12 protein-coding genes are annotated in these 11977 nt (G+C 69.0%); 5 read left to right on the top strand and 7 right to left on the bottom strand.

Features of this window, described 5'->3' with window-relative positions; all coding sequences use genetic code 11:
• From AC1D1G_RS32845 to AC1D1G_RS32825, 5 genes are all read right to left on the bottom strand, one after another.
• Positions 1–1092, bottom strand: a 1092-nt coding sequence (locus tag AC1D1G_RS32845; protein ID WP_477955360.1) for a condensation domain-containing protein, incomplete at its 3' end; no start/stop codon positions are given.
• Positions 1093–1363: 271 nt separating this feature from the next.
• Positions 1364–2146 carry a polyprenol monophosphomannose synthase gene (locus tag AC1D1G_RS32840; protein WP_280784436.1) on the bottom strand — a complete coding sequence of 261 codons (783 nt, stop codon included), beginning with the start codon at positions 2144–2146 and terminating at the stop codon, positions 1364–1366.
• Positions 2073–3776 (bottom strand): apolipoprotein N-acyltransferase, encoded by a 1704-nt coding sequence (lnt, locus tag AC1D1G_RS32835; protein WP_477955358.1) that lies wholly within the window; start codon positions 3774–3776, stop codon positions 2073–2075. Before lnt ends, AC1D1G_RS32840 begins: the two co-directional genes overlap by 74 nt.
• Entirely contained in the window at positions 3766–5370 is a 1605-nt protein-coding gene (locus tag AC1D1G_RS32830; protein ID WP_280784438.1) for an amidohydrolase, read from the bottom strand. The genes lnt and AC1D1G_RS32830 overlap by 11 nt, the downstream gene beginning before the upstream one ends.
• A 12-nt stretch (positions 5371–5382) precedes the next feature.
• Positions 5383–5889 (bottom strand): FxsA family protein, encoded by a 507-nt coding sequence (locus AC1D1G_RS32825; protein WP_283332483.1) that lies wholly within the window; start codon positions 5887–5889, stop codon positions 5383–5385.
• A 202-nt stretch (positions 5890–6091) separates the two neighbouring features.
• Here AC1D1G_RS32825 and AC1D1G_RS32820 point away from each other — a divergent pair, with 202 nt between their 5' ends.
• The gene (locus AC1D1G_RS32820) at positions 6092–6709 is read left to right on the top strand and encodes a hypothetical protein (RefSeq protein WP_280784440.1); all 618 of its coding nucleotides are present in this window, start codon (positions 6092–6094) and stop codon (positions 6707–6709) included.
• 27 nt (positions 6710–6736) lie between these two features.
• On the opposite strand, the gene AC1D1G_RS32815 is transcribed toward AC1D1G_RS32820, so the two are convergent.
• Positions 6737–7396, bottom strand: a complete 660-nt coding sequence (locus AC1D1G_RS32815; protein ID WP_005260679.1) for a response regulator — start codon at positions 7394–7396, stop codon at positions 6737–6739.
• A 165-nt stretch (positions 7397–7561) separates the two neighbouring features.
• Here AC1D1G_RS32815 and AC1D1G_RS32810 point away from each other — a divergent pair, with 165 nt between their 5' ends.
• The 4 genes from AC1D1G_RS32810 (at position 7562) to AC1D1G_RS32795 (ending at position 10861) form a co-directional block, all read left to right on the top strand.
• Positions 7562–7990, top strand: coding sequence for a CBS domain-containing protein (locus AC1D1G_RS32810; RefSeq protein ID WP_009472696.1), 429 nt, complete (start codon positions 7562–7564; stop codon positions 7988–7990).
• 11 nt (positions 7991–8001) lie between these two features.
• Positions 8002–8286: a YciI family protein gene (locus AC1D1G_RS32805; protein ID WP_477955357.1), complete on the top strand. Its 285-nt coding sequence runs from the start codon at positions 8002–8004 to the stop codon at positions 8284–8286.
• A 122-nt stretch (positions 8287–8408) separates the two neighbouring features.
• Positions 8409–9065: a PAS and ANTAR domain-containing protein gene (locus AC1D1G_RS32800; protein WP_283332484.1), complete on the top strand. Its 657-nt coding sequence runs from the start codon at positions 8409–8411 to the stop codon at positions 9063–9065.
• 236 nt (positions 9066–9301) lie between these two features.
• Positions 9302–10861: a glycosyltransferase family protein gene (locus AC1D1G_RS32795; protein WP_317571225.1), complete on the top strand. Its 1560-nt coding sequence runs from the start codon at positions 9302–9304 to the stop codon at positions 10859–10861.
• Here AC1D1G_RS32795 and AC1D1G_RS32790 read toward each other — a convergent pair.
• The coding region (locus AC1D1G_RS32790) for an FAD-binding protein (RefSeq protein ID WP_477955355.1) at positions 10848–11977 on the bottom strand (1130 nt) is incomplete at its 5' end. The genes AC1D1G_RS32795 and AC1D1G_RS32790 overlap by 14 nt on opposite strands.

The raw sequence follows: 11977 nt of genomic DNA, 5'->3' as shown, positions 1-11977 counted from the left end.
GAACAGCATGACGTTGATCAGTGGGCCGTAGAAGCCCTGATCATCGGTGGCGGCGTCGCGTCGGATATCAATGTGCGGGTACCGCTGGTGCCGGAGCGCCGCGGTGACTTCCAGCCGGACCGCCGACACCAGATCCGTGTTCGTCATGTCCGGGCGCACGTGCAAGCGCAGCGGGACGACGTTGGACACCATGCCGCCGGAGCGGCGGAGCAGCGCGGTGGTGCGGGCGGTGACGGGCAGGCTGACCGCGACCTCCTCGCGTCCGGTCATCCGGGAGAGGTACGCGGCGAAGGCGGCGATGATTTCGAATGCGGTCGACGAGTCGTGGCGGTCCGTCGCGGCCTCGAGGTGATCGACGAGGACGTCGGGGATCTGGCCGCCCGTCGTGCGGCTCCTGGCCCGTGCGGGGGCGGTCCGGTCGACGAGGCTGTGCGGTTCGCCGATGGTGGATACCCGCTCGGACCAGTACTCCCGGTCGGCGCGGTAGCGCGACGACGTCCGGTAGTCGTCGTCGACCCGGGCGACGTCGGTGAGTGCGGCGGCCTTGGACGGCCCGGCGGTGCGCCCCTCGACGGCCGCGGTGTACAGCTCCGCGGTCCGGTCGACGAGTGTCACCGATCCCATGCCGTCGAGCGCGACGTGGTGGACCCGGCTGTACCAGTAGTGGCGGTCCGGCCCGATGCACAGCAGCGCCGAGGTTGTGAGCCGATCGCGGCACACGTCGAGCGGGGCGGTGTACTCCTGCCGCATCCACTCCGTGGCCGCGGCCCGCGGATCGGGCTCGTGCTGCAGGTCGACGAACCGGACCGATGCTTCCAGGGTGGGATCGACCAGCTGATAGGGAACTCCGTCGACTTCGACGAGGCGGAGGAATGCGGAGCCGAGTTCGCGGCCCGCGGTGATCATCGACTCCGACAGCAGCGGTAAGTCGAGTGCACCCACCAGTTCGACGCACTGCGCGATGGTGACGGGCACGTCGGGACCGAGTTGCTGGGCGAACCACATGCCCTGCTGAGCGGCGGAGAGCGGGAATGCACCGTCCGGAATGCGACCCTCGGTGGTCACGTCACCACTCGGCACAGCTTCGACCACCTTGTTCGTCCTCTTTCCCGCTCCGGCGGTGGGACGAACCCACCGGCCACCGAAGAAACTCATAGTGACCTGCGAACCTGGGAATTTACCGAACCTTACCCGGGAGTACGCTTCAGGTTCCTATCGGACGTACGGTTCAGACCGTTTCAGGGTGTCTCACGATGTGGACATGGCGTCGGTTTGCCCACGTACGTCACGTTTCGGTGCGGTCGATACGGCACTGCCCCATTCCTTCCGCGGAAGGAATGGGGCAGCGGTCGGTGCCGGGTAACTAGCCGGCTGCCGCACCCTTGATCTTGGCGATCCGGTTCCGGAGCCCCCACTGCGTGACCTTGAGGAGCGCCTCGCGAACGATCCCGCCGCTCATCTTCGACTCGCCGATCTCTCGTTCCGTGAACGTGATGGGAACTTCGCGGACGTCGAAGCCCTCCTGAATGGCCCGCCATGCCAGATCGACCTGGAAGCAGTAGCCGTGCGACTCCACCGCGGCGAGGTCGAGCTTCTCCAGTACCTCACGGCGGTACGCCCGGTATCCGCCGGTGATGTCCTTGATCTTCACGCCCAGCGCGAGCCGCGAGTAGATGTTTCCGCCGCGCGAGAGCCACTCGCGGTGTTTCGGCCAGTTGACGACCGTGCCGCCCGGCACGTACCGCGAACCGAGCACGAGGTCGGCGCCGGCGTCCACCTGGTCGAGGAGGCGATGCAACTGCTCGGGCGCGTGGCTGCCGTCCGCGTCCATTTCGACGAGGACGGTGTAGTCGCGGTCCAGTCCCCAGTGGAAACCGGCGATGTAGGCGGCGCCGAGACCGTTCTTCTCGGTGCGGTGCATCACGTGGATGCGGCCGGCGTCGTCGTTCGACGCGAGGGCGTCCGCGACGTCTCCGGTGCCGTCGGGGCTGCCGTCGTCGACGACGAGAACATGCGTCCGCGGCAGCGCCGCATGCAGGCGACCCACGATCAGGCCGAGATTCTCCCGCTCGTTATACGTCGGAATGATCACCAGAGTCCGTGCGCTCGGTGCCCCGCTCTGCCCGGAATCGGTCTCCGATGCCATGAGGATCCTCCCTGCCGGCAACTGCCGGCGCCTTCTCGGTACTGCGTTGAATCAGTGTGCGAACTGTGCGTCGTCGTTGCACCACGGCGAACGCGACGGCAGCGACGGCGCCGACACAGAGAAGAACCTCCGGAATCGGGCCGAGCCGACTTGCCAGCGTAGTACCGGTGCGCAGCGGCACCTGCGACACCAGGCCCGCGGGTACGAAAAGTGAGGTTTCCGCCGCCGTGTAACCGTCGGGGCCGATGATCGCGCTCACACCGCTGGTTGCGGCGACGACGACGGCGCGGCCGTGCTCCACGGCCCGCACCTGCGACATGGCGAGCTGCTGGTAGGTCATCTCGGTGTCGCCGAACGTGGCGTTGTTGGTGGGGACGGCGAGCAGTTCGGCGCCGCTGCGCACCGACTGCTCGAACGCCCGGTCGAACGCCACCTCGTAGCAGGTCGCGACCCCGACGGCGATTCCGTCGGCGTGGACGACGCCGTCCCCGTCGCCGGGAACGAAGTTGCCCGCCCGGTCGGCATACGCGGAGAAGTGCCGGAAGAACCCGCGGTACGGCAGGTACTCGCCGAACGGCTGGATGATCTTCTTGTCGTGCTGCTCCTGCGGTCCCGCATCGCCGTCCCACACGATCACCGAGTTGGTGGTGGTGCGGTCGGAATTCACGAGCACCGCGCCCACCAGAATGGGCGCACCGATCGCCTCGGACGCCCGGGAGATGTCGGCGGCGGCGTCGGCGTTGCGCAGGGGATCGATGTCGGACGCGTTCTCCGGCCAGACGACAAGGTCGGGTTGCGGCGCCGCGCCCGACGCGACGTCGTCGGCGAGTTCGAGGGTGCGGTTCACGTGATTGTCGAGGACCCGCTTGCGTTGGTCGTTGAAGTCGAGTCCGAGTTTGGGGACGCTGCCCTGGATCGCGGCGACGGTGATCGTCCGGTCTCCCGAGTCCATGCCCGGCAGGGTCGGCCACAGGGCGAGCGACACGACGGTCGCGGCGAGGGCGGCGACCAGACCGCCTGCGAGCGGCCGCGTCCAGTTCGTGGCGCCGCCCGCCCGGGCCCGCACTGTCACGGCGACGGATGCCAGCCCGGCACCGGTCAGTGCGACGGCGAAGCTGAGCAGCGGGGCACCGCCGATGCTCGCGAGCGGCAGGAACCAGCCCTCCGACTGGCCGAACGCCAACCGCCCCCAGGGGAAGCCGCCGAACGGCACGCTCGCGCGCAACCATTCCGTGAGCGACCAGCACGCCGCGATCCACAGCGGGGCCCAGCGCAGCCGGGAGACGAGCACGGCGAGCACCCCGAACAGTCCGATGTACAGCGACTCGACCGCGGCGAGCGCTAGCCACGGGAGGGCTCCGACGAACACCCCGATCCACGGGAGCAGCGGCACGAGGAAACCGAGTCCCGCGAGGTACCCGTAGCCGAAGCCCGCGCGCAGTCTCGGTGCCGCACCCCCCGCTCCGGTGAGGATCAGCGTCAGCAGGGCGATGCCGATGGGCGCGAGGAACCACAGGGGCCGGGGCGGAAACCCGGCGAACACGAGGAATCCCGCTGCCACCGACAGGACGGAACGCACCGCCACGCCGCGCTTTCCGGTAATCCAGCGAGGTGTGGTGCTACCGCTCATGGACGACGCTCCCCCGGTGCACCGAACGCAGCAGCACGGGTGTGGGCGCGTCGTCCTCGAGCCGCGGCAGGGCCGGGACCCGGGACCGGGGATCGGTCGACCACCGCTGCACGGAGTCCTTGGGCGCGCTGACGACGAGTTCCCCGGCATCCCACACGGCGTACGACGCCGGCGCTCCCGGGTCGAGCGTCCCGGCGAGACCGTCCCGGACCCCGCCGGCCCGCCATGCACCCCGGGTGGCAGCGGAGAATGCCGCGCGCGGGGAGATCCCGCTGCCGGGGGTGCGGTGATGGACGGCCGCGCGCAGCATCGCCCACGGGTCGACCGGGGTGACGGGCGCGTCGGAACTCAACGCCAGCGACACCCCGGCGGAGGCGGCGGCGGCGAACGGGTTGAGGGTGAGGGCTCGCTCGGTTCCCAGGCGCTGCGCGTACAGGCCGTCGGTGCCACCCCACAGGGCGTCGAACGCGGGCTGGACGCTGGCGATCACACCCCACTGCGCGAGCCGCGCGGCGTCGTCCCCGGTCATCATCTCGGCGTGTTCGAGTCGGTGCCCGGCCTTCGCGACCGCGGGACCGCCCAGTTCGGCGGCGACGACGGCGAACGCGTCGACCGCGGCCCGGACGGCGGCGTCGCCGATGACGTGGAATCCGGCCTGGATTCCGGCGATCGTGCAGGCCCGCACGTGGGCGGCGATCTCGTCGACTCCCAGGTAGCTCTTGCCGGTGCCGCCGGCCAGATCTGCATAGGGTTCGCTGAGCCACGCCGTGTGGGAGCCGAGGGATCCGTCGATGAACAGGTCGCCGCCCAGCGCGTGGGCGCCGGTGGCGTTCAGCAGCTTCCTGGCCTCGTCGGCGTCGGCGACCGCCTCACCCCAGTAGCCGCGGACCTCGACACCGTGCGCGGTGGCGAGGAGTTCACGGAAATCGTCGAGTCCGGCGATGTCGGGGCCCCCGCACTCGTGCACCGCGACGATGCCGCGGGAGGCGATGGCGTCGAGGGCCGCGATGCGGGCGGCGGACCGCTGCTCGGCCGTCAGCAGCGAGCGCGCGACGGTGCGGGCGGCGTGGTGCGCCTCGAATGTCAGCGGCCCCTCCGGCGAGAAGCCGGCGGTGTCACTCAGATCCGGGACCGACCGGCGCAGGGCCGTCGAGCAGACCGCCGAATGGACGTCGATCCGGGACAGATACACCGTGCGTCCGGGCGCGGCCTCGTCGAGCTGCGCCGTGGTGGGACCGGCGCCTTCCGGCCACGCCGATTCGTCCCAGCCGTGTCCCCAGATGACCGCGTCGCCGTGGGTGCGGGCAAAGGAGGCGAGCCGGTCGAGGCATTCGCGAAGCGACCCGACACCGACCAGGTCGAGCCCGACGATGTTCAGGCCGAGCGCCGTGACGTGCACGTGGGTGTCGACGAAAGCCGGGGTGACGAATGCGCCGCCGAGGTCGACCACGCCGGCACCGGGGTGCAGCGCACGGGCCGCGCGGTCGTCGCCGACCCACGACACGACACCGTCGGTCACTGCCATCGACGTGGCGTCTGGAGCAAAGGAACTGTAGATTCGGCCGCCGACCAGCAGTTGTGTAGTCACAGGCAACCAGTCTGCCTGTTAGGGCAGAACGCGGGGATCACGGGTCGGGGTTCGGGGCTCCTCGTCGATCACTACGCCCTCGAAGACCTCGTCGACCACCTCCCCTTCGATCACTTCGCCGCCACCCCGCCGGGGTGCCCGTGCGAACGCTTCCGCCCCGGCCGCGACGGTGGCCGCACGCCTGCCTGCCAGCAGGACCACGACGGGCCGAAGTGCCCATCGGGTGGGGGGAACGAGGAAGAGCAGCCCGAGCACCGAGGTGACCAGGCCAGGGACGAACATCAGCGCGGAGCCCAGTGCGACGAGTGCGCCGTCCGCGACCGCCGAACCAGGAGAGCCGTCGCCGCTCGCCGCCCGGCGCAGGCCGTCCATCACACGACGCCACTGCGACCGCATCAGCAGCAGTCCGATCAGCGTTCCACCGAGCAGGAGGAGCACGGTCCACAGCACGCCGATCGCGTGACCGACCAGGACGAGCGCGGCGATCTCCACCACTACGTACAACAGGAACAGTGCGGCGTACATGACGCCCCCTTTCGGACGGCCGGGTCATCGAGGGTCTGGGTCAACCGTCTGATCGTTCAACGTTCGACGGCGCCGATTTTCTCCCGGCCGCATATATCGAAGCGCTCACAATGCTAAACCTCAAGTTGACATTGAGAGTCTGGGCATGATGCAGTTCACTGCGATGGGGGTCTTCCGACCCCGCGCACAACGAGGAGCCGATATGACTCGTTCCACCGTCTTCCGCCGAGCCGCAATCGTTCTCGCGTCCGCAGCCGCCTTCGGCATGCTGTCTTCGGGACCGGCATCGGCAGCACCGGTCGCCGACTTCGCGAAGGGTGCCGCCGAACTGCAGGCGCTGGCCACCGAGGTCTCCCCCGCCGCGACCGCGGCCGTGGACGCCCTTCTCGGCGCCAGCGTGTTCATCCCGAAGGACGTGCTCGAGGTCGGACTCACCACACCGCAGGACTTCATGTACCCGTCCCCCACGCTCGGGTGCGGCGTCGCCGACAAGCCCGCGACGGTCACGCTGGCGAGCGCTCAGGGCGGACCGAACCTGTTCCCCCAGATCACCGCCAACCAACTCCGATTCCAGGCCATCCCCGCCTACGTCGCGATCCCGCAGACGTCCGACCTCAGCGTCGCCTGGATCAACCTCACGACGTTCCAGGGCGGGATCGTCACGCTCGACGACAAGCTGCCGATCATCAATACCCCGCTGCTGTCGAAGATCGTCGACACCGGCAAGGGAACCGTCCTCGCGACGATGTTCGGCACGGTCGGCTACGCCGACTCCGTCACGTGCACCGTGGTCCCGACCGTCGGCACCTTCACCGTCTAGCGGCAGTACGCTTCCCCACCCGCCGGCCTACGAGCCGGGTCGCACCAGGCCCGTCTCGTAGGCCAGCACCACTGCCTGGACCCGGTCGCGGACGTTCAACTTGGTCAGAATCCGGCCCACGTGCGATTTGATGGTCGACTCCGAGAGGAACAGCTGACCGGCGATCTCCGTGTTCGACAACCCGGTGGCGACCAGCTGCAGCACTTCCCGTTCACGCTCGGTCAGCACGTCGAGGACCTCCGGGTCACGAAGCGGACCCGGACCGTCGTCGAGGAACCTCGCCAGCAGCCGGCGGGTCACCTTCGGCGACACCACTGCGTCCCCCGCGGCCACACTGCGGATGGCCGACACCAGGTCTTCCGACGGGGTGTCCTTGAGCAGGAAGCCGCTGGCCCCGGCCCGCAACGCACCCATGGCGTGCTCGTCGAGGTCGAAGGTGGTCATCACCAGCACGCGGCTCGCGACCCCCGACTCCAGGATCTGGGCGGTCGCGCTGACCCCGTCCACCACCGGCATGCGGACATCCATCAGCACCACATCGGGTTCGAGTTTGCGGACCGCGGCGACGGCGGCCGCGCCGTCGCTCGCCTCCCCGACGACAGTGATGTCGTCCTGAGCGTCGAGCACCATGTTGAGGCCCATCCGCATCAGTTCCTGGTCGTCGACGAGTAGCACGGTGATCGGCACAGCGCCAACCTAACACCGCGGTCCAGGTAGGCGCCCGGCCCGCGGTACGCGGCGGTCACGACTGGATAACCAAACCAAGACCGGCAGAAGCGCTGGCATACGCTCGAAGTCTGCCTATGATCGAATCGGCGGCCAGTCGGAGTGCCCACAGATCGGGGTGTCCAGATGCGAATCGCGGATGTGTTGCGGAACAAGGGTCCGGCCGTGGTGACGGTCGATCCGGAGATGCCGGTCAGCACGCTGATCGGCGAACTCGCCAGGCACAATGTCGGTGCCCTGGTGGTGACGGAGAACGACGCCGTCGTCGGGATCGTCACCGAACGCGACGTGGTGCGCCGCATCCACGAACGCGGCCCAGACATCCTGAATGCCCGGGTCGTGGACATCATGACGACGTCGGTGTTCGCCTGCCTCCCGACCGACACCGTGGACAGTCTCGCCGAAACCATGACCGAACGCCGGATCCGGCACCTGCCGGTGATCGTGGACGGGCAGCTGGTCGGCATCGTCAGCATCGGCGACGTGGTGAAGAGCCGGATCGGCGAGTTGCAGACCGAACGCGACCAGCTCGAGTCCTACATCGACCACGGCTGAACGAGAACCTCATGGCCCTGTTCGTCGTGGAATACACGTACAGCCCCGAGACGTCGTCCCTCCGCGACGACCACCGGACACAGCATCGTGGGTGGCTCACCGAACTGGTCCGCCGCAAGGTCATGCGCTCGACCGSCCCCCTCGCCGACGGCCACGGTGCGCTGTTCATCGTCGACGCCGAGGACGAGGACGCCGTCGCACGCCTCTTCACGCAGGATCCGTTCGCCCAGGAGAATCTGGTGCAGAACGTGCAGATCCGCGGATGGACGCCCGCGATGGGCGAATTCAGCGAGTAGGACGCACGTCACACCCAGCCGAACGGGGCTCGGCTCCGAATACCTCTAGCGGATCGTTCTGCGCACGCCGCGATGATCGCTGTACCAGTCGTCGTCGGGGCGAAACATCGAAGGAAGTACGCATGCCCGGGTTCCCCCTCGCACCGGCCGACAGCCTCGGCCAGGACGCGTTCACCTCGCTGGTGGTCTCTCTTCCGCGCCCGGTCAGCGTCTATGACGACCGACGGCAACTGGTGTTGACGAACCCCGCCCTCGCCGACTTCGTCGGATACCGATTGGACGAATTCGATCGTGTGGACCTCGCGGGATTGATGCACCCGTCGGATGCGCCGCGGTGGTTCGGCCTGGTCCGAGGTGTCCTCGACACCGGCACCGCCCACGCCGGGTATGCCCGCATCCGGCACAGGAACGGGAACTGGCTGTGGGCGCACGGGTTCGCCTCCACGTTCACGTCCGCGGACACCCGCTTCGTCGTGCTCGTGTGGCAGGACAGGACCGACGACGTCTGGAACAACCCGCGCTTGCTCGACGAGGCCGACGTCGTCCGTTCGCGGGCGATCATCGAACAGGCCAAGGGTGCGCTGATGCTCGTCTACTCCCTCTCCGCCGACGCCGCCTTCGACCTCCTGACGTGGCGGTCACAGGAGACGAACACGAAGATCCGCGTGATCGCCGAGCAACTCGTTCTCGCGTTCGGCGACGACATCCGCGCGCCCACTTCGTTTCGCGACCGTTTCGACGCTCTGCTGCTCACCGCTCACGAGCGGCGCAGCCGATAAAAAAGCCCGGGGCGGTCCCGCGACCTGGGGGCTCAACCCGCGGAACCTGGGCCGGTGGTGCCACCGGTGACGCTTCCGACCCTGGGGCGTCGATTTCCCGCCTTGTCGAATGACTAAACAGTCGGCGGGCACCAGCGCGTGCGCGCGGTACGACCTTTCCGGCGACCGGGACCGTGCGGCCGTCGAATTCGGCGGCTGCCAGCAGCAGTCGCGGCTCCCCTCTCTAGGATGTCGCGGTGTCCACAGGATTGCTGAACGAACCGCTCGAGCGGTCTGCCCCGCCACCGGTACCGAGACCGTTCCGGGCGCCGATGATCCTCGCCGCGTCCGGCGCGGTGTTGGCCGCCGTGTTGTTCTGGATCGTCTCCGGCAGCCTGACGGACGATGCCTACATCAGTTTGTCGGCCGCCAGGAACCTCGCCGTCCACGGGGAGTGGGCGATCGTCCACGGCCTGACCGCGAACACGTCGACGTCCCCGCTCAACGTGCTCGCGCTCGGGGCACTGACGTTCCTGACCCGGTTGTGGGGCCCGGGCGACCCCCTGTTGGCACTCGGAATGCTCAACGTCGCGGTCACCGCCCTGTTGGGCTGGGTACTGGCGCGGATGTGCCGGCGGCTCGGCATCGGGACCGGGTGGGCGGTACTCGCCGGCGCGCTGGTGGTGTTCAACCCGTTCGTGTTGTCCGCGGTCGGGCTCGAGGTGCTGCTGATCCCGGCGGCCGTCGCGGTGATGGTGTGGTTCGCGCTCGAGGGCCGGGCCGCCTGGTTCGGTGCGGCCGCGGGGATGGCGGCGCTGGTACGTCTGGACCTGCTCGTTTTCGTCGTGGTCATCGCCGCCCTGTCACCGGCGATTCGCACGCAACTGCGCCGCGCCCTCGCCGGCTTCGCCGCGATCGCAGGGCCGTGGTATCTGTTCAGCTGGGTCGTCCTCGGTTCGGCGCTGCCCGACACCTTCCTGATCAAGCAGGGCCAGGCCTCCGACGTGGGCGGCTACAACTACCTCACCGGCCCGATCATGTACTTCGAGTCCAACCCGTGGCGGACCGTGGCGGCATTYGGTCCCGCGGTCCTCGCGCTCGTGCTGATTCTCGTCGCGCTCGCCTCGTACGCCAGACCCTGGAAGCGACCGGTGCCCGTCCCCGTGCCGCTGCTCGCGCTCGGCTTGTCCGGCGCCCTCTACTACGTCGCCTACGTCGTGCTCGACACCGTGCCGTACCACTGGTACTACGTGGCGCCGGCGACCACGCTGGCGATGTTCGCCGTCCTCGCCGCCGGCATCCACTGGAGCGCCGCGCGCGACACCCCGTACCGCGCCGCCGCAGGCACTTTGGCCGGCCTCCTCGCCGTGCTGGGAGTCGGCGCCGTGTACTACGACGTCGAGAGCGGTCTCCCGTGGGAGGCACCCCCCATCTTCGGTAACTGGGCGAGCGCGCAGGACTACGAACGGGTCGGCCGGGCGGTCGGGACACTCGTCGGGGAGGCACCGGTGCGATCCCCCGGTGAGATCGGGACCCTCGCCTACTTCTGTGAGTGTGTGATCGTCGACGAGTTCTCCGACCGCGGATTGGTGGTCGAGGACCGGTTGGTGCCCCGTCTCGCGGAGGCCACGGAACCGGCGCGAACGTTGCTGCGCGCCAACTACGCCTTCTTCGACTACCGGCTCGCACCCGTGAATCCCGCGTTCGATCTCCGGTACGAGGAGGGCCGTGGTCCCGGCGGTCCGATGTCCTGGGACGTGTTCTCCGCTGCCCGCGGAGCCGGTCACTTCATCCTGGTGCCGCTCACCGGCGGCTGACGCCCTCGAACACGTCGTAGCCGGGGGTGAGGACGTGATCCGGGTCGAACCTCCGTTTGGCCTCGTCGAGGCGGTGGAACGCCGACCCGAAATGCCGGCGCCAGTCTTCGGGGGACATGGGGACCGCGCTCACCGGGTAGAGCGCGCCGCCGGCATTGCGGACGCGGTCGTACACGGCCCTGTTGGAGTCAACGAGCCGGTTGGCGTCGCCGAGGTCGGCGGTCGTCGGCACCCGGACGAAGTTGAACGCGAAACACAGGCCCTCCGAGGGTGTCCGCAGCAGTGGACTGGTGATCGCTCCGGTGCGGATCGGCGACAGCACGATCTGACCGAACTTGCCGAGGTCGGTCGCAGGATCAAGCCTGCCCAGCTCGTCGTCGACCAGCGACTCGACGTGCGAGTCTCCGATGAAGGTGGTGATCCAGGGGTGCGGGTGGAACCACTGGCCGTTGTCCCGCAACGCCGCTTCCAGCCCGGCCAGCCGCTCGAGGTAGTCGACGTACGCAATCGTGCCGGGCATCCGTCCGGCGGGGTCGTCGGACAGTCCGGCGAGCAGTACGTCGTCGTCCGGCGGGCTCCCGGTGAAGAACTTCGCCACGTCCAGCTGGAACGAGAGCTCACCGGTCGGTGCTGCCAGGATCGCGCCCTGCACCGCGTCGAAGCCGGCGCCCGCGGACAGGAGGCGCGCGTCCTTCAGCATCCCCGCCAGGTTCGGGTAGACCAGCACGAACCTGCGCACCTGCTCGGGTGCCGCGACGAGTTCGAGCGTCGCCTCGGTGATCACGCCCACCTGGCCGAGCCCTGCCCGCACCGCGTCGAACAGGTCCGAGTGGCTCTGTGCCGAACAGGTGATCGTCTGCCCCGTGCCGGTCACCACGTCCATCGAGATGACGTTGTCGCTCTGGACGCCGTACCGTGAGGTCGTGCCGCCCACGCCCCCGACGACGAGTGTCCCGCCGACCGACAGGTCGAGGTAGTCGGTGAGCACGGGCGGGGTCGTTCCCCGCGGCAGCGTCGCGGCGAGCACCTCGCGCCACGTCGCGCCCGCGCCGACGACGATCCGGTCGCTCGCCGCCCGGCCGACGGAGTGCCGCGTCGACATGGCGGCCACGATGC

Source organism: Rhodococcus sp. P3_B8 (genome assembly GCF_056402775.1).
The sequence above is the reverse complement of the archived record's forward strand: the minus strand, read 5'-3'. Positions and strand labels throughout refer to the sequence as shown.